Source organism: Modestobacter lacusdianchii, from assembly GCF_054177765.1.
Genome location: NZ_JBJJTJ010000003.1, coordinates 190,860 through 212,642 on the forward strand (window position 1 = coordinate 190,860; position 21,783 = coordinate 212,642).

Consider the following 21,783-nt stretch of genomic DNA (forward strand, 5'->3'; position numbering starts at 1 on the left):
GGGAGGCGACCGGAAGATCGATGCGCCGACGGGCATGGCCCGGCGAGCGGTGCCGTTGCAGGCGACATGACCTCTTCGACCGAACGTCTGAACGGTGCTTCCGTCCTCGTCATCGGCACCGGCGGCATCGCTGTCGCCACCGCCCGGCTGGCCGGTCAGGCCGGCGCCGACGTCGTGCTGGCCGGCCGGGACCCCGCGAAGGCCACTGCCGCCGCCCGGGTCGCCGGCGCCCGCGCTGCGACCGTCGACCTGTCGGACGAGACGTCCGTGGCCGCGCTGGCCGACGGGCTGGGTCGCGTCGACCACGTCGTCAACCTCGCCGCCGCGCCCGCCAACGGCCCGCTGGCCTCGCTCGACCACGCGTCGCTGGTCCGCGCCTTCGACGCCAAGGTGTTCGGCCCGGCACTGCTGGCCGGGCGGCTGGACATCGCCGGCTCGCTCACCCTCTTCTCCGGCTTCATCGCCTGGCGGCCGGCCGCGGAACGGGTCGCGATGGCCACCGCCAACGGGGCCGTGGGGTTCCTCGCCCAGGCCCTCGCCGTCGAGCTCGCCCCCGTGCGGGTCAACGCGATCTCGCCCGGCGTCGTCGACAGCGGGTCGTGGGACGGCCTCGGCGACGGCAAGGCCGACTTCCTCGCCGCGACGGCCGCCGGGAACCCGGCCCGCCGCACCGGCTCGCCCGACGACCTGGCCGAGGCGGCCCTGTTCGCGATGACCAACCCCTTCCTGACCGGCACGACGCTGCACGTCGACGGCGGCGGCCGGCTCGCCTGATCACCCACCCCTCACCTCACGACACGACACGACACGACACGACACGAAGGACCAGCCATGACCACCATGCGCGCCGTCGGCGCCCTCCGCGGCCTCCCCGTCTCCGACCCCGACTCCCTGGTGGACGTCGAGGTGCCCGTCCCCGACCTCCGGCCCCGGGACGTGCTCGTCCGGGTGCACGCCGTCTCGGTCAACCCGGTGGACGTCAAGGTCCGGGCCAGCCTGGAGCCCCAGCAGGACCCGAAGGTGCTCGGCTATGACGCCGCCGGGGTCGTCGAGGCCGTCGGCAGCGCGGTCGAGACCCTCTCCGTCGGCGACGAGGTCTGGTACGCCGGCGACATCACCCGGGCCGGGTCGAACGCGGAGCTGCAGGCCGTCGACGAGCGGATCGTCTCCCGGAAGCCGGTCTCCCTCGGCTTCGCCGAGGCAGCAGCGCTCCCGCTGACCACCCTGACCGCCTGGGAGTCGCTGTTCGAGCGGTTCCGTCTCGACGCCTCGGCCACCGGTGACCTGCTGGTGCTGGGCGCCGCCGGCGGCGTCGGCTCGGTGATGGTCCAGCTGGCCAAGCAGCTGACGTCCGTACGGGTGCTCGCCGGCGCCGGCAAGCCCGAGTCCCGCACGTGGGTGACCGGCCTGGGCGCGGACCAGGTGGTCGACCACACCGACCTGGTCGCCTCGGTGCAGGCGGTGGCGCCGACCGGCGTCGACCACCTGTTCACGCCGCACTCCACCGGCAACGTCGAGGCCTTCGCCGCCGTCCTCAAGCCGTTCGGCGACGTCGTCGCGATCGACGACCCGGTGGGGCTGGACCTGCTGCCGTTGAAGGCCAAGAGCATCACCTGGCACTGGGAGCTGATGTTCACCCGGTCCCTGTTCGGCACCCCGGACCTGGCAGAGCAGGCCCGGATCCTGCAGGAGACCGCGGCCCTGGTCGACGCAGGTCGGGTGCGCACCACGCTCACCACGGCGATCGACGACTTCAGCGCCGCAGGGCTGCGGGAGGCCCACCGGTTGGTCGAGACCGGCCGCACGGTCGGCAAGGTCGTCGTCCACCGGTGACCCCGCCAGGGTCCGCTGCCGAGGCGGACCCGGGTTCGGTGTCCCCGCCGCCGTCGTGCACGCGCCGTCGCCGACCGTCCGGACGCGACGGCGGCGCGGCACCGGGCACGATGGACGGCGTGCCCGAGGGAGACACCGTCTGGCTGGCCGCCCAGCGGATGAACACCGCGCTGGCCGGCGCCACCCTGCGCCGCGGGGAGCTGCGGATTCCCCAGCTGGCCGCGGTCGACCTCGCCGGCGCCACCGTCACCGAGGTCGTCCCCCGCGGCAAGCACATGCTCACCCGCCTGGCCGACGGCCGGACGCTGCGCACGCACTACCGGATGGACGGCAGCTGGCACGTCTACCGGCCGGGGACCCGCTGGCGGGGCGGCCCGGCGTTCGCCGTCCGGGCCGTGCTGGCCACCGGCGAGTGGGAGTGCGTCGGCTACCGGCTGCACGACATGGCCCTGGTGCCCACCGCACGGGAGCACGAGCTGGTCGGGCACCTGGGGCCCGATGTGCTCGGCCCGGACTGGGACATCGAGGAGGCGCTGCGCCGGCTGCGCGCGCACCCCGACGAGCAGATCGGCGTGGCTGTCCTGGATCAGCGCAACCTGGCCGGCATCGGCAACCTCTACAAGGTCGAGTCGCTGTTCCTGACCGGCGTGAACCCGTGGGCCCGGGTCGCCGACGTCCCCGACCTGCGCGCACTCGTGGAGCGGGCCCGCACCCTCATGCTGGCCAACCGGGACCGCCCCGCGCAGAGCACCACCGGGATCACCCGGCGCGGGCAGGACCACTGGGTCGCCGGCCGGAAGGGGCGCCCCTGCCGCCGCTGCGGCACGGCCGTCCTCCTCGGCGACCAGGGCCCGGACCTGCAGGAACGGGTGACCTGGTGGTGCCCGAGCTGCCAGGCCACCCCGCTGCCGGCCGACCCGCGGGCACGCACCGGGCTGCCCGGGACCGAGGCCCGTCGCGCCTCGTACTGACGCACGCGGCGCCGGTGGGCACGGCCGGGGATCATCAGGGCATGCCCGAAGGAGACACCGTCTGGCTGGCGGCGCAGCGGATGAACACCGCCCTGGCCGGTGCCACGCTCACCACGGGCGAGCTGCGCGTGCCCCAGCTGGCCACGGTCGACCTCGCCGGCGCCACGGTCACCGAGGTCGTCCCGCGCGGGAAGCACATGCTCACCCGCTTCGCCGACGGCCGGACGCTGCGCTCGCACTACCGGATGGACGGCAGCTGGCACATCTACCGCAAGGGCACCCCGTGGAAGGGCGGGCCGGCGCACAGCATCCGCGCCGTGCTCTCCACCGACGAGTGGGACTGCGTCGGGTACCGGCTGCACGACCTGCGGATCGTGCCGACCAGCGCGGAGAGCGAGCTGGTCGGCCACCTGGGCCCCGACGTGCTCGGCCCGGACTGGGACCTCGATGAGGCGCTGCGCCGCCTCCGGTCGCACCCGGACGAGCAGATCGGCGTGGCGATCCTGGACCAGCGGAACCTGGCCGGCATCGGCAACCTCTACAAGGTCGAGACGCTGTTCCTGACCCGCACCCACCCGTGGGCCCGGGTCGCCGACGTCGCCGACCTGCCCGGCCTGGTCACCCGCGCCCGCACCCTGATGCAGGCCAACCGCGACCGCCCGGAGCAGAGCACGACCGGCTCGACCCGGCGCGGCGAGGACCACTGGGTGTTCGGCCGCCGGGGCCGCCCGTGCCGCCGGTGCCGGACGACGATCCTGCTGGGCGACCAGGGCCCGGACACGCAGGAGCGGGTCACCTACTGGTGTCCGGCCTGCCAGGCGGCACGCAGCCCGATCGACCCGTCGGCCCGTACCGGGGAGCCCGGCCACCCGTCGTCCATCGCCGCCACCTGACCGGACACGGCGACGGCCGCCCCACGCGGTGCGCGGGACGGCCGTCGCCGGTGGTGCGAGAGGGGTCAGGCGCGCTCCGGCCGCTCGGCCGGCTGCTCAGCACCCAGCGCGGTGCCGTCGACCGAGGGGGCGCCGGACTCGATCGCGCCGGCGGCCTGGTTGCCGCTGATCGCCTGGGTGCCGCCGCCCATCGACGCACGGATCTCGGCGAGCCGGGAGGCACCCGCGACGTCGATGGTCGCCTTCTCCACCTCGAGCATCCGCCCCTCGACCGAGTTCTGCGCCAGCTCCGCCTGGCCGAGGGCGTTGGCGTAGCGGGCCTCGATCTTGTCGCGCACTTCACCGAGGCTGGGCGTGTTGCCCGGCGCCGACAGCTCGTTCACCGAGCGCAGCGACGCGGAGACCTGCTCCTGCATCTTCGCCTGCTCCAGCTGGGACATCAGCTTGGTGCGCTCGGCCAGCGTCGACTGCAACCGCATCCGGCTCTGCTCGACCGCGCCCTTGGCCTGCTCGGCGGCCTGCAGCGCCTCGTCGTGGCTGCGCTTGAGGTCCTCCACCGCCTGCTCCTCGCTCACCAGCTGGGTGGCGAATGCCTGCGCGGCCTGCTCGTACTCGGCGGCCTTGGCCGCGTCACCCGACGCCCGGGTCTGGTCGGCCAGGTTCAGCGCCTGCCGCGCGGAGGCCTGCAGCTTCTCGACGTCCCCGAGCTTGCGGTTGAGCCGCATCTCCAGCTGACGCTGGTTGCCCAGCACGGCGGCTGCCTGGTTGCTCAGCGACTGGTGCCGCTGCTGCTCCGCCTCGATCGCCTGCTGGATCTGGATCTTCGGGTCGGCCCGCTGGTCGATCTGGTCGTTGGCCGAGGCCGTCAGGTACTTCCACAGCTTCACGAACGGGTTGGGCATGGCGGCTTCCTCCTGATCCGGTGCTCCGCTCCGCCGGCGGCGGTCCGGCGCGCACACGGGCGACGCTGTCCCGATCATCGTCCCAGGCCGCTCGCCCGGCCAGCCACCGCACACTCTGCGAGGCCGACGGACGACGTCCCGGCGCACGTCCCCCTGCACCAACGACTGTCCCCTCGCACCAACGCTGGTGCGGGGGGACAGTGTTGGATCAGGTCACCTGATCACTGCTGCGGACGACGCTGGGGTCAGACGGGGCGGCCGCGGAGCCGGCGGTAGTGCTCGACCAGGGCGACCGTGGAGGGGTCCGCGTCGATCTCCGGGCTGTCCATCTGCGGCGCGGTCTCGCTGACCAGGGCCGGCGCGAGCTGGCGGGCCATGACCTTGCCCAGCTCCACGCCCCACTGGTCGAAGGAGTCGATCTGCCAGATGACGCCCTCGACGAAGACGGTGTGCTCGTAGAAGGCGACCAGCTGGCCGAGCGTGCCGGGGGTGAGCTTCGGCGCGAGGATCGTGGTCGACGGCCGGTTGCCCGGCATCACCTTGTGCGGGACGACGTCGGCGGCGGTGCCGTCGGCGGCGACCTCCTCCGCGGTCTTGCCGAAGGCCAGGGCCGCGCTCTGGGCGAACATGTTCGCCATCAGCAGGTCGTGCATGTCGCCGATGTCGTGGTTGGGCTCGCCGAAGCCGATGAAGTCGGCCGGGATCAGCGAGGTGCCCTGGTGCAGCAGCTGGTGGAAGGCGTGCTGCCCGTTGGTGCCCGGCTCGCCCCAGTAGACCTCGCCGGTGCCGGTGGTGACCGGCTGCCCGTCCCACCGCACCGACTTGCCGTTGCTCTCCATGGTCAGCTGCTGCAGGTAGGCCGGCAGCCGGGACAGGTACTGGCTGTAGGGCAGGACGGCGTGGGTCTGGGCGCCGAAGAAGTTCGTGTACCAGACGTTGAGCAGGCCCTGCAGCACCGGCAGGTTCTGCGCCAGCGGCGTGGTGCGGAAGTGCTCGTCGACGGCGTGGAAGCCGGCGAGCATCTCGTCGTAGCCGTCCGGCCCGATGGCGACCATCAGCGACAGGCCGACGGCGGAGGTGAAGGAGTAGCGGCCACCGACCCAGTCCCAGAAGCCGAACATGTTGTCGGTGTCGATGCCGAACTCGGCGACGGCGTCGGCGTTGGTGGAGACGGCGACGAAGTGCTTGGCCACCGCCGACTCGTCGGCGCCGGAGGCGAGCAGCCAGTCGCGGGCGACGGTGGCGTTGGTCAGCGTCTCCAGCGTGGTGAACGTCTTGGAGCAGACCACGAACAGCGTGGTGGCCGGGTCCAGGTCCCGCGTCTTCTCGGCGAAGTCGGTGGGGTCGATGTTGGAGACGAACCGGGCGGTGAGGTCGCGGTCGCTGTAGTCGGCGAGAGCGGTGTAGGCCATCGCCGGGCCGAGGTCGGAGCCGCCGATGCCGATGTTGACCACCGCGCGGATCCGCTCACCGGTGTGGCCGGTCCACTCCCCCGACCGCACCCGGTCGGCGAAACCGCGCATCTTCGCCAGCACCTCGTGCACGTCGGCGGTGACGTCCTGCCCGTCGACGGTCAGCGGCTGGGACGCGGGAGCCCGCAGCGCCACGTGCAGGACGGCGCGGTCCTCGGTGGCGTTGATGTGCTCGCCGCGGAACATCGCCTCGATCCGCTCCGGCAGCCCGGCCCGCTCGGCCAGCGCCACCAGCAGCTGCACGGTCTCGTCGGTGACCCGGTGCTTGGACCAGTCGACGTGGAGGTCACCGGCCGTGCCGGTCAGCCGGGTGCCGCGGCCGGCGTCCTCGGCGAACAGCTCGCGCAGCGTGCGGGTGCCGACCTCTCGGTGGTGGTCGGTCAGCGCCGCCCACTCGTCGGTCGCGGTGATGTCCATCCAGCTGCCTCCAGGGTCCGACCAGGGTCTCCACGGGACAGGTGCGCAGCACGGCTGCGGCACAAACCCCGGACCCGATCATGCCGGGCGGCTCGACCGGCCCGACGCGGACCCTCCCGCGCCGGGCCGACCGCCGGTCAGGCGGCGCTGATCCCCTGCCCCTGCTCGGACTGGACCTGCTCGACCCGGTCCTCGGCGGCCATCCGGGTCAGCTCCGCACCGGCCTCGGCGTCCCGGGTGAGGTTCTCCCCGGTCGTGGGGTCGAAGACGTGCACCTTGCGGCTGTCCAGCCAGAACTCCGCGTCCCGGCCCTCCCGGATGCGGCTGGTCGCGTCGATCGACACGATCGCCTGGGTGCGCAGCTCCTCGGCGTCCAGCTCCTTGGACAGCTCCCGCAGCTGGGTGCGGATCTCGTCGGGGGCCTCGTAGGGGATGTAGGCGAACTGCGAGTCGCCCAGCCACTCGGTGACGTCGACCCGGGCGGTGAACACTGATCCCAGCGGCCGCTTGGCCTCGTCGACGAGGGAGGCGTCCTCGAAGTACTCCGGCCGGATGCCGACGAGCAGCAGGTCGCGGCCGGCGACCGCGGCGGCCCGGCGCTCGTCGAGCTCGATGGGGCCGAACGGGGTGGTCAGCCGGGCGCCCTCCAGCCGGGCGGGGAGGAAGTTCATCGGCGGGGAGCCGATGAAGCCGGCCACGAAGAGGTTCACCGGCTGCTCGTACAGCTCGCGCGGCGAGGCGACCTGCTGGATCTTGCCCTTGCGCAGCACGCAGACCCGGTCGCCGAGGGTCATGGCCTCGGTCTGGTCGTGGGTGACGTAGACGGTGGTGATGCCCAGCCGGCGCTGCAGCCGGGCGATCTCCGTGCGCATCTGCCCGCGCAGCTTGGCGTCCAGGTTCGACAGCGGCTCGTCGAAGAGGAACGCCTCGGCCTGCCGGACGATCGCCCGCCCCATCGCCACCCGCTGGCGCTGGCCACCGGAGAGGTTGGCCGGCTTGCGCTCCAGGTGCTCGTGCAGCTCGAGCACGTCGGCGGCCTCGTTGACCCGGCGCTGCACCTCCGCGTCGTCGACCTTGGCCAGCCGCAGCGGGAAGGCGATGTTCTCGAACACGGTCAGGTGCGGGTACAGCGCGTAGTTCTGGAAGACCATCGACAGGTTGCGCTCGCGGGGCGCCTTGTCGTTGACCCGCTTGCCGCCGATGACCATGTCGCCGCTGGTGATGTCCTCCAGCCCGACGATCATCCGCAGCAGCGTGGACTTCCCGCAGCCGGAGGGGCCGACGAGGATCATGAACTCCCCGTCGTCGATGTCCAGGCTGACGTCGTTCACCGCCGGGAACCCGTCGCCGTACTTCTTGACGATGTGCTTCATCTCGATCGAGGCCATCGGTTCGTCCCTCTCGTGGTCAGCTGGGTCGGCGAGCGGGCGTCAGCCCTTGACGGCGCCGTTGGTGAGGCCGGCGACGATGCGCCGCTGGAAGAGCAGGACCAGGACGACGACCGGGATCGTGACGATCAGCGCCGCGGCCGCGATCGCCCCGGTCGGGTCCTCGAACTGCGAGGCACCGGAGAAGAGCCCCAGCGCCGCCGGTACCGGACGCGAGGCGTCGGTCGAGGTCAGCGAGATGCCGTAGACGAAGTCGTTCCAGGCGATGAAGAAGGCGATGATCGCCGTGGTGAACACCCCGGGGGCGGCCAGCGGCACGATCACCCGGCGGAACGCCTGCCAGGTGGTGGCGCCGTCGACCTGCGCGGCCTGCTCCATCTCCCACGGGATCTCCCGGAAGAAGGCGGACATGGTCCAGATGGAGATCGGCAGGGTCAGCGACAGGTACGGGATGATCAGCCCCGGCCAGGTGTCGTAGAGGCCGATCGTGCGCCACAGGTTGAACAGCGGCGTGACGATGGAGATCACCGGGAAGATGGCCACCGCCAGGGCCGTCCCGAGGATGAACTTCTTCCCGGGGAAGTCCAGCCGGGCGATCGCGTAGGCGGCGAACATGGCCAGCACGCAGGAGATCGCCGTGGCGATCAGGCAGATGCCGAACGAGTTGCGCAGCGCCGGCAGGAACAGGTCGCTGCCGCTGCCGGTGAGGATGTCGGCGTAGTTCCGCGTGGTGGCCTCGCCCCGGGTGGGCAGGAACTGGCCGTTGGCCAGGTCACTGGGTGCCTTGAACGACAGCGAGACGATCCAGGCGATCGGCGCCAGGCAGTAGACGACGATCAGGAGGCCGGCGGCGATCCAGCCGACCCGCTCCTTGGTGGACATCAGCGCTCACCTCTCGCCTGTGCCAGGTCGACCTTGAAGCCCTTGATGAAGGAGAAGGCGATCAGCACCACCGCGATGAACAGCAGCACCGAGACCGCCGACCCCAGCCCGATCTCCAGCCGGGAGATGGTCTGCCGGTAGGCCAGGAAGGAGACCGACTCGGTGCCGTTGGCCCCGGCGGTCATGATGAAGATGCTGTCGAAGACCCGGAAGGCGTCCAGGGTGCGGAACAGCAGCGCCACCATGATCGCGGCCTTCATGTTCGGCAGGGTCACCTTGCGCAGCCGCTGCCACCAGGTGGCGCCGTCGACCTTGGCCGCCTCCTGCAGCACCTCGGGCACCTGGGCCAGACCGGCCAGGAGCAGCAGGGAGATGAACGGGGTGGTCTTCCAGATCTCGGCCAGGCAGACCACGGCCAGCGAGCTCCACGTGCCGCCGAACCAGTCGGTCGTCGACGAGATGCCGGGCAGCCAGGCGAACCAGCTGTTCACGAACCCGGTGTTGATGTCGAAGGCGAACTGCCACGCGAAGGCGGAGACGACGGTGATGACCGCGTAGGGGATGAGGATCGCCGCGCGCAGCACGGGGCGGATGGCCGCCAGCGCCTTGGCCATCACGAAGGCCAGCGCGAACCCGAGGACCAGCTCGACCGCCACGGTGACGACGGTGATGCCGGCGGTGACCGCGATCGCCCGCCACCACAGCGGGTCGGACAGGATCACGCCGTAGTTCGACAGGCCGGTGAACGACCGGTTGTCCGGGTCGGTGAGCCGGTAGTCGAACAGCGACTCGTAGACCGCCTGCAGGATCGGGTACGCGGTCACCAGCAGCATCACCAGCAGCGCCGGCCCGGCCAGCAGCCAGCCCAGCTTCCGCTCGCTGCGGGCCCGGTCGCTCGCCTTGCCCGCCGGGGCGGAGACCGGAGCCGTCTTCTCCGCCGGTGGCAGCGTGGTCGTGCTCACCGGGTCACCCCCGCGTCTCCGCTGCCTCCACCTGGTGTCCGCCTCACAGCAGTTGCTCCTTCCGCAGCACGGCTTCGATGAGCTCGGTGGCCTCCTGCGGGGTCGACTGCGGGTCGACCGACGACGGCGGGTGGTACTCGCGCTGGATGCCGCCGGAGACCTCGCTGTAGTACGGCGTCTGCGGGCGCGGCGCGGCCTGCTCCAGCGAGTCCCGGATGACCGGGGCCATCGGGAACTCCTCGAGCACGGCGGGGTCGTCGTACACCGCGGTGTCGGAGGCCGGGTTGCCGTTGCTCACGAAGTAGTAGGCCTGGTTCTCCGTCGAGGTGATGCACTCGGTGGCCTCGTACGCGAGGTCGACGTGCTGGCTGAAGGCCCCGACCCCCAGGTTGATCCCGCCGTAGGGCGGCGCGCTCGGGGTGTCCGCGTCGACCTGGGGGTAGAGCGCCCAGCCGTAGTCCTCGGGCACCGAGGGCTCCATCGTCCCGGCCTTGACCGCGGCCAGCGCCCGGGGGTAGACGAACGGGTAGTTGACGTTGAAGCCGCCGTCCTCGCTCTCGAAGCCGGTGGCGGTGGAGTCCTCGTTCGCCGTCGACAGCGCCGGACCCACCGTGCCGCTGCTGGCGATCATCTCCATGACCTCGGCCGCGCGGACGCCGGCCTCGGAGGTCAGGCCGAGCTCGATCTGCTCGGGGTCGGTGGAGTTCTCCGCGATGATCGAGCCGCCCGCGGACTCGATCAGGGCGTTGAACCAGACGGTGAGCGCCTCGGCGCGGATGCCCTGGACCCCGACGAGCTTCTGCTGTTGCTGGGCGGCCTCGACGACCTGGTCCCAGGTGACCGGCTGGGTCATGTCCAGCCCGGCGGCCTCGGCGACCGACGTGCGGTACCAGAGGATCTGCGTGTTGGCCCAGAACGGGACGGCGACCAGTTCGTCGTCCCAGGTGGAGCCCTCGACGGCGCTCTCCACCACGTCCTCGGTCACCCGCTCGGCGAGGTCCTCGGGCACCGGCGCCAGGAAGCCCGCCTCGGCGAACTCCGGGATGAACGGCGGGTCCAGGCTCATGATGTCGATCGAGGCGTCGTTGGCGGCCAGCCGCCGGATGAGCTGCTCCCGCTGCTCGGACGCCTCGCGCGGCAGCACCGCCGTCTCGATGCGGTACCGCCCCTCGGCCGCATCCGTGCACCGCGAGGCGATCTCGGCCTGCCCGCCCGAGTCGGGGTTGGTGTACCAGGTCAGCGTCGGGACCCCGCCGTCGTCGCTGCCGCACCCGGCCAGCGTCGAGGCCAGCACCCCGGCCGCCGCCGCACCGGCGAGCGCCCGGCGCACCCGGCGTGACCGCAGCGGCCCGGCCCGCCCTGCCCGTCCTCCGTCGTCTCCGACCCAGCTGACGTCCGGCACCGGCCACCGCCTCCGTTCACCCGCTGCGACCTCGTCGTCGCCGTGGATCTCGGAGACTGGCCCAGCCCCCAGGCACTGTCAACCGGAGCGAGACACGGCGGTGACCAGCGGTCGACGGGCTCAGGAACGCGCGGCGATCACCGACGGCGTGGTCACGTCCCGCGGGGTGCGGGGCAGCACGTACTGCACGTAGGAGCGCACCGCGGCCCAGGTGCCGACGTCGAAACCGGCCCGCTCGGACAGGAACCAGCGGTGCTCCAGCACCTCGTGGAAGAACTCCGCAGGCTCCAGCCGCCCGGCCAGCTCGGGCGGCACGGCGGTCACCACGGGCAGGTAGACCTCGGTGAGCCAGCGGTGCGCCGCGGCCGTCTCGGGCACCGGCTCCCCACGGCGCTGCTCGAGGTAGGCGCGGAAGGAGCGCAGGTCGTTGAGCAGGCGCAGCGCCTGGTTCTCCTGCACCTGCAACCCGGTCAGCCGCGCCAGCTCGCGCCGGTGCTGCCCCGGCTCGGCCACCCGGGTCTCCACCCGCAGCCGGGCGCCCTCGGCGGAGGTGACCAGCTCGATCTCCCCCACGTCGAAGCCCAGCTCGTTGATCCGCCGCACCCGCTCGGCCACCCGGTAGGCCTGCTCGTCGGCGCGGAAGACCTCCTCGCGGGTGACCTCGTCCCACAGCGCCTCGTACCGGCCCGGGAGGGCGTTGGCCACCTCGATCGGGTCGATCTCCTCCGGCAGCAGCTCACCGGCGGCCAGGTCCATCAGCTCCGCGCCCACCCGCTCGCGGGCGAGCTCGACGTCGTAGGCCCGCTTGCGGGGCGACAGCGACTCGTACCGCTCGGCGGTCTCGGCGTCGACCAGGTAGGCGGTGTAGGTGCCGGCATCCGGTCGGAACAGGGTGTTCGACAGCGAGCAGTCGCCCCAGTAGACGCCGGCCAGGTGCAGCCGCACGAGCAGCTGGACCAGGGTGTCCAGCAGCTGGCCGGGCGCCTGCCCGGCCCGCGGCCCGGAGAACAGGTAGCGGTAGGACATCGAGTACTCGAGGTAACGGGTGACCAGGATGGCCTGCTGGTCGTCGGGCCGGTCGAAGCAGATGCCCAGCACCGACACCGAGGGCAGCCCCTCGCCCTCGAACTCCGTCAGCAGCGCGTACTCGTGCCGGGCCAGCGGCTCGGCGATCTCCTTCAGCGCGTAGACCCGGCCCTCGCTGACGGTGAACCGCACGACGTGCCGGGAGATGCCCCGCTGGGGCACCTCCAGCAGGAGGTCCTCGTCCCACTCCTCCAGCGGCTGGTGCCAGGGCAGGGCCAGCAGCCCCGCCGCCTCGGCGGCCGGGGGTCGGAAGAGGTACCGCATCACGCGCTCCGGATGTCGATCGCCCGGGGATGTCCCTCCCCGGTCCTGGCACGGCCGTCGACGCCCACGCTGGCGTTCCGCCGTCACCCTGCCACGGTGGCCGGGGCGCGGTCCGCCCCCGTCGCCCGCGGCGACCGTCCGGGGCCGCCGACGTCCCCCGGTGCCCACCGCGCCCCGCGGCCCCCGCGCGGGGCGCGGCCGGTGTCAGCCGACGAGCTGCCCGGTGACGACGGCGGCCTGGGCGGCCCGCTCCTGCACCGTGCCCGGCTGGAGGACCAGCCCGAGCAGCCAGCGGCAGACCAGCTCGGCCTCCGGGCGGGAGATCCGCAGCGAGGCACCCAACGTGCTCACCACGTCACCCCACCGGACGGCGTCCAGCGCCATCATCTGCACCAGCGTCTCCGGCTCGGTCTCCGCCAGCCGGCGCAGCACCGGGTGCCCGCCGACCTCCTCGGCCAGCGCCGGCACCGCGACGGTCAGCGGCAGCTCCGCGGCGAGGGCGGCGAGGCGGTCGAGCTCGAAGGCGATGAGGGCGTGCGCCACGTCGTCCTTGGTGCGGAAGTGGTTGTACAGCGTCGCCTTGGCGACCCCGGCGGCGGCCGCGACGTGCTGCATCGTGGTCTTCTTGAGCCCCCGCTCGGCGAAGGCGGTGCGGGCGCCCGACAGCAGGCCGCGGCGGGTGCGGCTCATCGCGACACCGGTGCGGGGGGCCGACCGGCGAGCCTCGGTGCGGGGCGGGGCCGGGGTGGTGCGCGGCGCGGGCACGGCGACGGCCAGCGACGGCACGGGCGCGGTGAACTGGTGGCCGGGGGCCGGGGGCTGCATCAGGGCCGCACCCGAGGGCACCGGGGTGGTGAGGTGCTGGCCCTGGACCGCGGCGGCCTCGGCGGCGGCCGCCTCGGCGGCGTCGGCCGCCAGCACGGTGACCCCACCGCGACCGGCGGTCGGCACCGGCAGGGAGGGGTGCGGCGGCAACTGCGAGCGGGATCCCGGGGAAGACATGGACACTTTGTGCCCTCCCGGTCGCACTGGGTCAAGGAGGTGGACACCGAGCGAAGATCGTGTCGCGGCCCGCGGCACGCCGTGGACGGATGACCGGCCCCGTGACCGGCCCGGTCACCTCAGCTCGCCGACCGACCGGCCCCCTCGCAGGGGCCCGCCACGAGCGCGCGAGTGATGGGGGCGGCCCCGTCCAGAGGCTCGCCCTGAGCTTGCGAAGGGTGAGGAGGACGGGGTCCTTCGACCTTCCTCAGGCGGCCAGCGAGACGGCGCCGCGGCTGCGCGCCGTGGCCCGGGCCGGCTGCCCGCCGCCCACCAGCGCCAGAGCCGGCTCGGCGACCGGCGTCTCGACCCCGCCGTGCGCCGCGGCCTCCTCGACCTGCGGCGCGTCGGTCTCGTCGTCGTCGCGGCCGGCCGGGCGGGCCAGCGCGACCTGGCGCACCGGACGACTCGGCTCGGCCAGCCGCATCTCCAGGCTCACCTCGGCCAGCAGGTCGGCCAGCTCGACGTCCAGGGCGTCGCAGATGGACGCCAGCAGCTCGGAGGATGCCTCCTTCTGCCCGCGCTCGACCTCGGAGAGGTAGCCCAGGCTGACCCGGGCCGCGCCCGAGACGTCGCGCAGGGTGCGCCGCTGCCGCAGCCGGTGCCCCCGCAGCGTGGTGCCGAGCTGGGTGCGCAGCAGCGTCATGGCCGTCTCCTGTCCACTCTTCCGAGCAGGTCGAACGAGGCAGCGGTGGCCACCGGACCGGCCGGGGACACCGTGTGCTCACCGTACGCGGCCATGACCCCGGTCACCGTTCCGGTGGGGACACGTCCGCTGATGGCGTAACACCCCCGCCGGCTCACCGCTTCCCGCCCTCCACCGGCCCGGACGCCGGTGGGACGGGGTGCTCGGCCAGCCGGGACAGCAGCCGCTGCAGCGCCTCCCGCACGGCTCCGGCCCGTACGGCGGCACGGTCGCCGGGGAGGTCGAGCTCGTGCACCACGGTGAGCACACCGTCGCTCAGACCCAGGTACACCCGGCCGGGCCCGTGCCCGTCGACCGGCTCGGGCCCGGCCACCCCGGTCAGCCCCACGCCCCACGTGGCCGAGCAGCGGCTGCGGACGCCCTCGGCCAGCGCGGCGGCGGTCGGCTCGCTCACCGGCCCGTGCGCGGCCAGCAGCTCCGGCGCCACCCCGGCCAGCGTCGTCTTCAGGTCGGTGGCGTAGACGACGGCGCCGCCGCGCAGCGTGGCGCTGGCGCCGGGCACCTCGGCCAGGGTGGCGCAGAACAGGCCAGCGGTCAGCGACTCGGCGGCGGCCACCGTCTCACCGCGGGCGAGCAGCGCCTCGTGCAGCCGCTGGGCAGCCGACGGGGCCGCGGCGGCACCCTGCTCCCCCGCGGCGCTCACGCGGCGTCGTCCCGGCGCTCCTGCCCGGCGGCCGCCTCGTCGCCGGCCGTCGCCCGCCGGGCGGCCGCGGCCTGCATCGCCCGGGCGCTGGTGCGGCGGAGCGTGAGCGCCCGGTAGACGTAGTCCAGCCCGGTGACGATGGTGAGCACGAGCGCCGCGGCCATGACCCACCAGCGGGCCGAGGCGAACACCCCGCTCATCGGCAGGATGTACATGCCGATGGCCAGCGCCTGCAGCACCGTCTTGGCCTTGCCGCCGCGGCTGGCGGCGATCACCCCGTGCCGGATGACCCAGAACCGCAGCAGGGTCACCCCGACCTCGCGGACCAGGATCGTCAGCGTCACCCACCAGGGCAGCAGCGCCAGCACCGAGAGCCCGATCAGCGCGGTGCCGGTGAGCGCCTTGTCGGCGATCGGGTCGGCGAGCTTGCCGAACTCGGTGACCTGGTTGCGCCGGCGGGCGATCATGCCGTCGTAGCGGTCGGTGATGATCGCCAGCGCGAAGAACAGCGTCGCCCACCCGCGGCGGGCGTCGTCCATCCCGCCGTCGGTGAACAGCAGCAGCGCGAACAGCGGGACGACGGCCAGCCGCAGCAGGGTGAGTGCGTTGGGCAGGTTCACCAGGCGCGCGGTCTGCGGTGGCGTGGCCGCCGGGTCGGCCGCCCCCTCCGGTACCACCGCACTCATCGACTCAGACCCCGGCCGCTACGGCGATCGGGGTGGGGAGCCCGGACGGCGCGGGCAGCGCGCGGGCGACCAGGTCGACGCCCTCGGTGTCGACCACCTCGGCCGTGACCACCTGGCCGGCGACGGCGCCGGCCGGGACGCCGCTGACCGTGGTGGTGCCGTCGGCGTCCGGGTCCTGGTGGGCGGCGTGGCCACCCCAGGTGCCCGGTTCGGTGACGGCGGACAGGTCGTCGGTGAGCAGCACCTCGACCGTGGTGCCGATGCGCTCCTCCGCCCGCTGCGCGGTGAGCTCCTCGACCAGGTCGGTGATCCGCCGGACGCGGGCGTCGATCTCCTCCTGGTCCAGCTTGCCGGGCAGGCCGAGGGCCTCGGTGCCGTCCTCGTCGGAGTAGCCGAAGACGCCGACCGCGTCGAGCCGGCCCTCGCTGAGGAAGCGCTCCAGCTCGGCCACGTCGGCCTCGGTCTCGCCGGGGAACCCGAGGATCACGTTGGTGCGGAAGCCGGCGCCGGGCGCCAGGGACCGGGCCCGCTCGATGATGCCGAGGAAGTCGTCGGTGCCACCGAAGCGCCGCATGCGGCGCAGCAGCGTCGGCGAGGAGTGCTGGAAGGACAGGTCGAAGTACGGGGCGACGCCGGGGGTGGCGGCGATGACCTCGAGCAGGCCGGGCCGCAGCTCGGCCGGCTGCAGGTACGCCACCCGCACCCGCACGATGCCCTCGACGGCCGCCAGCTGGGGCAGCAGCTTCTCCAGCGAGCGCAGGTCGCCGACGTCCTTGCCGTAGGACGTGGAGTTCTCGCTCACCAACACGATCTCGGTGACGCCCTGGGAGGCCAGCCACTGCGCCTCGCCCAGCACCTCGGCCGCCGGGCGGGAGACGAACGAGCCGCGGAAGGCCGGGATGGCGCAGAAGGCGCACCGCCGGTCGCAGCCCGAGGCGATCTTCAGCGCGGCGGAGGGCCCGCTGGCCAGCCGCTTGCGGCGCAGCCAGTCGTGGCCGGGGATCCCCGGCGCGTCGGGCGCCTGCGCGGCCACCGTGCGCTGGGCCGGGCTGATCGGCAGCAGCGTGCGCCGGTCGGTCGGGGTGTGCGGCACGAGCGGCCGGCCGGCGAGCACGTCGTCGAGCCGGTCGCCGATCGTGCCGTAGTCGTCGAAGCCGAGGACCGTGGCCTCCGGCAGCGCGCCGGCCAGCTCCGAGCCGTACCGCTCGGCCATGCAGCCCACGGCGATGACCTCGGCACCGGAGTCGGTGGCGGCGAGGATCGCGTCGACCGAGTCCTTCTTGGCGCTCTCGATGAAGCCGCAGGTGTTCACCAGCACCGCGTCGGCGTCCTCGGCGTCGGCCACCAGTTCGTAGCCGTCGCCGGCCAGCCGCCCGGCCAGCTCCTCGGAGTCCACCTCGTTGCGGGCACAGCCCAGGGTGACGACGGCGACCCGCCGCGGCGATCCGGAGGAGCCAGCGGCGAGCTGCTGCCCTTCAGGTGAGGTCATGGGGCGGGGCAGAGCTGGCACTTGCCCATCCTACGCGCCGTCCGGGGTGCGACCGGCGGCCGCAGGCAGCCCCGGCCTCGCGGGCCGGCCTGCCTGCAGGGGCCCGCGCCGAGCGCAGCGAGGTGGGGAGCCGGCAGGCCCGCCAACTACTCGCCGCCGCCGCGCAGGACGAACAGGGTCGACTCCAGCTCGTCGGGCTTGACCAGGACGTCGCGGGCCTTGGAGCCCTCGGACGGCCCGACGATGCCCCGGCTCTCCATCAGGTCCATCAGCCGGCCGGCCTTGGCGAAGCCGACCCGCAGCTTGCGCTGCAGCATCGAGGTGGAGCCGAACTGGCTGGTGACCACCAGCTCGATCGCCTGGACCAGCAGCTCCATGTCGCCGCCGACGTCCTCGTCGATCTCCTTCTTCTCCCCCGCCGCGGCGGTGAAGACCTCCTCGCGGTACTCCGGCTCGGCCTGCCGCTTGGTGAACTCGACGACCGCCTCGATCTCGGTGTCGGAGACGTAGGCGCCCTGCACGCGCATCGGCTTGCCCGCACCGATGGGCAGGAAGAGCGCGTCGCCCATGCCGATCAGCTTCTCCGCGCCCGGCTGGTCGAGGATGACCCGGCTGTCGGTGAGGCTGGAGGTGGAGAACGCCAGCCGCGAGGGCACGTTGGCCTTGATCAGGCCGGTGACGACGTCGACCGACGGCCGCTGGGTGGCCAGCACCAGGTGGATGCCGGCGGCGCGGGCCTTCTGGGTGATCCGGACGATCGACTCCTCGACGTCCCGCGGCGCGACCATCATCAGGTCGGCGAGCTCGTCGACGATGGTGAGGATGTAGGGGTAGGGCTGGTACACCCGCTCGCTGCCGGGCGGGGCGGTGATCTCGCCGCGCTCGACCTTCTTGTTGAAGTCGTCGATGTGCCGGACGCCGGTGGCCCGCATGTCCTGGTAGCGCTGCTCCATCTCCTCGACCAGCCAGGCCAGCGCGGTGGCGGCCTTCTTGGGGTCGGTGATGATCGGCGTGATCAGGTGCGGGATGCCGTCGTAGGGCGTGAGCTCGACCATCTTCGGGTCGACCAGGATCATCCGCAGCTGGTCGGGGGTGGCCCGCAGCAGCAGCGAGGTCAGCAGCGAGTTGATGCAGCTGGACTTACCGGCACCGGTGGCACCGGCGACCAGCAGGTGCGGCATCTTCGCCAGGTTGGCGCAGACGAAGCCGCCCTCGATGTCCTTGCCCAGGCCGACCAGCATCGGGTGCGTGTCGTTCTTGGCCACCGCCGAGCGCATGACGTCGCCGAGGCTGACGGTCTCGCGGTCGGTGTTGGGCACCTCGACGCCGACCGCGGACTTGCCGGGGATCGGGGCCAGGATGCGGATGTTGTCGTTGGCGACCGCGTAGGCGAGGTTCTTGGTCAGCGCGGTGATCTTCTCGACCTTGACCGCGTTGCCCAGCTCGATCTCGTAGCGGGTCACCGTCGGACCGCGGGTGAAGCTGGTGACCGCGGCGTCGATGTTGAACTGCTCGAGCACCCCGGTGATCGCCTCGATGGCGACGTCGTTGGCCTTGGACTTCGCCCGCGGCGGGGTGCCCGGTCGCAGCACGCTGACCGAGGGCAGCGTGTACGTGCCCTCGACCGGCTGGATCCGGAGCTGCTCGGGCTCCTCGATCGGGGGCAGGTCCTCCGGCGGCGCGGTGCGGTCGACCACGGCCGGCCGGCGCACCGGCTCCGGCGGCGGGGGCGGCTCGTGGACCACGGCCTCCGGGGCCTCGTCCAGCGCGCCGACGTCGATCACCCCGGTGTCCAGGGTGTCCTGCACGGAGGCGGCCGCGGCGGCCTTGCGGCCCTTGCGACTCCGCGGGGCCGGCTCCTCCTCCGGCTCCTCGTCCTGGTACTCGTCGTAGTCGTCGTACTCGTCGTCGTCGCGGCCCAGCTGGCGGTCGACCCACTCGCGCAGCCGCTCGGGCACCTGGTGCACCGGGGTGGCGGTGACGACCAGCAGCCCGAAGAAGGCCAGCAGGACCAGCAGCAGCACGCTGACCACCGGGCCCACGCCGGCGGTCAGCGGCGTGCCGACCGCCCAGCCGAGCAGGCCACCGGCGCCGGAGCGGTCGGCGTCGTCGACGTCGGGCCCGGTGACGTGGGCGATGCCCACGACCGCGGCGACGACCGACAGCCAGCCGATCGTGAGCCGGCCGCGGGCCTCGGGGTGCGGTGGGTGGCGCAGCAGCCGCAGGGCCACCAGCAGCAGGACGACGGGCAGGACGGCGGTCAGCGCGCCGATGGCGAACCGGACGCCGTTGGCCAGCCCCTCCCCCACCGGGCCGATGCCGGAGGTCCAGGTGGCCGCGCCCAGCACGATCGCCAGGCCGAGGACGGCGAGACCGACCCCGTCGCGGCGGTGCTCGGGGGCCAGCGGCTCGGCCTCCTCCGGGCGGGCCACCGACCGGGCCAGGCCACCGGCCCCCTTGGCCAGCAGCCCCCAGGCGCCGGACGCACCGCGCCACAGGCTCCCCGCGAGGGTGCCCTGCTTCTTCTTCGGCGCCGGGCGGCGCGCGGCGGTGGAGCCGCCCCGCTTGGCCGGGGGGCGCTTCTTGGCGGTGGAGCCGGCGGTGCGGGGCCGCGAGGAGCCGCTCCCACGAGCCGGCGCCCGGTTCGACGTCGTCGCGCGAGCAGGCATGCGTCGACGGTACGGCCCCTGGGCGTCCAGCTGGACGATCCTGAGCCGCGTGTCCGCCCGCCGCACTGGCTAGCGTGACCGCCGTGACCTCTCCCCGGATCCTCCCGCACGGCAGCTGGCCGACCCCGATCACCTCCGAGCTGGTGGTGCGGGCGGCCGCCCGGCTCGGTGAGGTGGTCGTCGACGGGGACGACGTCTGGTGGGCCGAGGGCCGGCCCAGCGAGGGCGGGCGCACCGTGCTCGTCCGCCGCTCCCCCGACGGGACGACGACCGACCTGCTCCCCGCCCCCTGGAACGCCCGCACCCGGGTGCACGAGTACGGCGGCGGCGCGTGGACGGTGGCCGCCGGCACCGTCTGGTTCACCTCCTACGCCGACCAGCGGCTGTACCGGGTCGACCCCGGTGCCGAGCCGGTCGCCGTCACGCCCGAGCCGGCGGTCCCGGCCGGGGTCCGGTTCGCCGACCTCTCCGCCGACGGTGACGGGGTGCTGGCGGTCCGGGAGACCCACTCCCCCAGCGGCGCCTCGGCCGACGTCGTGCACGAGGTGGTCCGGGTCGACGCCGGCGGAGCGGTCGAGGTGCTGGTCTCGGGCAACGACTTCGTGTCCGACCCGCGGCGCGCACCGGACGGGGTGACGCTGTGCTGGTTGCAGTGGCAGCACCCGGACATGCCCTGGGACGCCGCCCAGCTGGTGGTCCGCGGCGCCGACGGCACCGACTCCGTGCTGGCCGGCGGCCCCGGCGAGTCCGTCGTCCAGCCGGTCTGGGGCGCGGACGGCACGCTGTGGTTCCTGTGCGACCGCACCGACGTCTGGGCGCTGTACCGGCGCCGCCCGCACGGTGAGGTGGAGCTGGTGTTCGACGCCGGCAGCGACATCGCCGGCCCGCAGTGGGTGTTCGGGCAGAGCCGGTTCGACCTCACCGGCGACGGCCGGGTGGTGCTCGCCCTCGGCCGGGACGGCGCCGACCGGCTCGCCGTGCTGGACGGCGACGGCACGCCGCGGGAGCTGCCGACCGAGCAGACGTCGTTCGGGCAGGTGCGGGCGGCCGGGGACGCGGTCGTGTGCGTGGCCGGGGGCCCGGCGTCCGAGCCGGTCGTGCTGCGCGTCGCCCTGGACGGCGGCCGCGCCGAGGTGCTGCGCCCGGCCCGGGAGCTGGGCGTCGACCCGGCCTGGTTCTCCCGCCCGGCGCACGTCACCTTCCCGACCGAGCCGGGCCCCAGTGGCGTCGCCGAGGCGCACGCGCTGGTCTACCCGCCGACCAACCCCGACGTCGCCGCCCCCGACGGCGAGCTCCCGCCGCTGCTGGTGCTGGTGCACGGCGGGCCGACCGCGGCCGCCCGGTCGGTGCTGGACCTGGGCGTGCAGTACTGGACCTCCCGCGGGTTCGCCGTCGCCGACGTCGACTACCGCGGCTCGACCGGCTACGGCCGCCGGTACCGCGAGGCGCTGAAGGGCCAGTGGGGCGTCGCCGACCTGGACGACGTGGTCGCCTGCGCCCGGTACCTCTCCTCCGGGGACGGCCCGGCCGGCCTGCGGGTCGACCCGGCGCGGACGGCGATCCGCGGCGGCTCCGCCGGCGGGTACACCACGCTGGCCGCGCTGACCTTCCGCCCGGGGGTCTTCGCCGCCGGGGCCAGCCACTACGGCGTGGCCGACCTGGCCGCGCTGGCCGCGGACACCCACTCGTTCGAGTCCCGCTACCTCGACGGCCTGATCGCACCCTGGCCGGCCGGGGCCGACGTCTACGCCGAGCGCTCCCCGATCCACGCCACCGACGCCCTGGACACCCCGCTGGCGGTCTTCCAGGGCGACGAGGACGAGGTGGTCCCGCCGGCGCAGGCGGAGATGATGGTCGCCGCACTGCGGGCCAAGGGCGTGCCGCACGCCTACGTGCTGTTCGCCGGTGAGCAGCACGGCTTCCGCAGGGCGGAGAACATCCGCACCGCGCTGGACGGCGAGCTGTCCTTCTACGCCCAGGTGCTCGGCTTCCCGCTCCCCGCCGAGGAGGGCATCACCCCGATCACCGTCGTCCGGTGAGCCGGACCCGGCCGCCTGGGTGAACCGATCGGCGGCCG

General features: G+C 73.6%; 18 protein-coding genes. 5 read left to right on the plus strand and 13 right to left on the minus strand.

Annotated features, from left to right (window positions below; translation table 11 throughout):
• Positions 1-66 precede the first annotated feature (66 nt).
• From ACJTNH_RS03510 to ACJTNH_RS03525, 4 genes are all read left to right on the plus strand, one after another.
• Positions 67-774 (plus strand): SDR family oxidoreductase, encoded by a 708-nt coding sequence (locus tag ACJTNH_RS03510; protein ID WP_458172889.1) that lies wholly within the window; start codon positions 67-69, stop codon positions 772-774.
• Positions 775-831: 57 nt separating this feature from the next.
• Complete coding sequence (locus ACJTNH_RS03515; RefSeq protein WP_458172890.1) at positions 832-1,833, plus strand: zinc-binding alcohol dehydrogenase family protein; 1,002 nt, start codon at positions 832-834, stop codon at positions 1,831-1,833.
• Positions 1,834-1,952: 119 nt separating this feature from the next.
• Entirely contained in the window at positions 1,953-2,804 is an 852-nt protein-coding gene (locus ACJTNH_RS03520) for a DNA-formamidopyrimidine glycosylase family protein (protein WP_458172891.1), read from the plus strand.
• Positions 2,805-2,845: 41 nt separating this feature from the next.
• Positions 2,846-3,697 (plus strand): DNA-formamidopyrimidine glycosylase family protein, encoded by an 852-nt coding sequence (locus tag ACJTNH_RS03525; RefSeq protein ID WP_458172892.1) that lies wholly within the window; start codon positions 2,846-2,848, stop codon positions 3,695-3,697.
• Positions 3,698-3,762: 65 nt separating this feature from the next.
• Here ACJTNH_RS03525 and ACJTNH_RS03530 read toward each other — a convergent pair whose 3' ends face one another.
• The 13 genes from ACJTNH_RS03530 to ACJTNH_RS03590 form a co-directional block, all read right to left on the minus strand.
• Positions 3,763-4,599, minus strand: a complete 837-nt coding sequence (locus ACJTNH_RS03530; RefSeq protein ID WP_458172893.1) for a PspA/IM30 family protein — start codon at positions 4,597-4,599, stop codon at positions 3,763-3,765.
• Between the two features lie 245 nt (positions 4,600-4,844).
• The gene (pgi, locus tag ACJTNH_RS03535) at positions 4,845-6,488 is read right to left on the minus strand and encodes a glucose-6-phosphate isomerase (RefSeq protein WP_458172894.1); all 1,644 of its coding nucleotides are present in this window, start codon (positions 6,486-6,488) and stop codon (positions 4,845-4,847) included.
• A gap of 137 nt (positions 6,489-6,625) precedes the next feature.
• Positions 6,626-7,876, minus strand: a complete 1,251-nt coding sequence (locus ACJTNH_RS03540) for an ABC transporter ATP-binding protein (RefSeq protein WP_458172895.1) — start codon at positions 7,874-7,876, stop codon at positions 6,626-6,628.
• Positions 7,877-7,918: 42 nt separating this feature from the next.
• The gene (locus ACJTNH_RS03545) at positions 7,919-8,758 is read right to left on the minus strand and encodes a carbohydrate ABC transporter permease (protein WP_458172896.1); all 840 of its coding nucleotides are present in this window, start codon (positions 8,756-8,758) and stop codon (positions 7,919-7,921) included.
• Positions 8,758-9,720: a carbohydrate ABC transporter permease gene (locus tag ACJTNH_RS03550; protein WP_458172897.1), complete on the minus strand. Its 963-nt coding sequence runs from the start codon at positions 9,718-9,720 to the stop codon at positions 8,758-8,760. The genes ACJTNH_RS03545 and ACJTNH_RS03550 overlap by 1 nt, the downstream gene beginning before the upstream one ends.
• 43 nt (positions 9,721-9,763) lie before the next feature.
• A complete protein-coding gene (locus ACJTNH_RS03555) occupies positions 9,764-11,050 on the minus strand; it encodes an extracellular solute-binding protein (protein WP_458172898.1) in 1,287 nt (428 codons plus the stop codon).
• Positions 11,051-11,242: 192 nt separating this feature from the next.
• Positions 11,243-12,472 carry a DUF4032 domain-containing protein gene (locus tag ACJTNH_RS03560; RefSeq protein WP_458172899.1) on the minus strand — a complete coding sequence of 410 codons (1,230 nt, stop codon included), beginning with the start codon at positions 12,470-12,472 and terminating at the stop codon, positions 11,243-11,245.
• Positions 12,473-12,676: 204 nt separating this feature from the next.
• Entirely contained in the window at positions 12,677-13,474 is a 798-nt protein-coding gene (locus ACJTNH_RS03565; RefSeq protein WP_458172900.1) for a TetR/AcrR family transcriptional regulator, read from the minus strand.
• A gap of 247 nt (positions 13,475-13,721) precedes the next feature.
• On the minus strand, positions 13,722-14,159 hold the full coding sequence (locus tag ACJTNH_RS03570; RefSeq protein WP_458172901.1) for a helix-turn-helix domain-containing protein: 438 nt from the start codon (positions 14,157-14,159) through the stop codon (positions 13,722-13,724).
• A 154-nt stretch (positions 14,160-14,313) separates the two neighbouring features.
• Positions 14,314-14,862: a CinA family protein gene (locus ACJTNH_RS03575; RefSeq protein WP_458172902.1), complete on the minus strand. Its 549-nt coding sequence runs from the start codon at positions 14,860-14,862 to the stop codon at positions 14,314-14,316.
• On the minus strand, positions 14,859-15,548 hold the full coding sequence (pgsA, locus tag ACJTNH_RS03580) for a CDP-diacylglycerol--glycerol-3-phosphate 3-phosphatidyltransferase (RefSeq protein WP_458172903.1): 690 nt from the start codon (positions 15,546-15,548) through the stop codon (positions 14,859-14,861). Before pgsA ends, ACJTNH_RS03575 begins: the two co-directional genes overlap by 4 nt.
• A 4-nt stretch (positions 15,549-15,552) precedes the next feature.
• On the minus strand, positions 15,553-17,037 hold the full coding sequence (rimO, locus tag ACJTNH_RS03585) for a 30S ribosomal protein S12 methylthiotransferase RimO (protein ID WP_458172904.1): 1,485 nt from the start codon (positions 17,035-17,037) through the stop codon (positions 15,553-15,555).
• A 146-nt stretch (positions 17,038-17,183) separates the two neighbouring features.
• Positions 17,184-19,706, minus strand: coding sequence for a DNA translocase FtsK (locus ACJTNH_RS03590; protein WP_458172905.1), 2,523 nt, complete (start codon positions 19,704-19,706; stop codon positions 17,184-17,186).
• 83 nt (positions 19,707-19,789) lie between these two features.
• On the opposite strand from ACJTNH_RS03590, the gene ACJTNH_RS03595 reads away from it, so the two are divergent.
• A complete protein-coding gene (locus ACJTNH_RS03595) occupies positions 19,790-21,745 on the plus strand; it encodes a prolyl oligopeptidase family serine peptidase (protein WP_458172906.1) in 1,956 nt (651 codons plus the stop codon).
• The last annotated feature ends 38 nt before the right edge of the window (positions 21,746-21,783 follow it).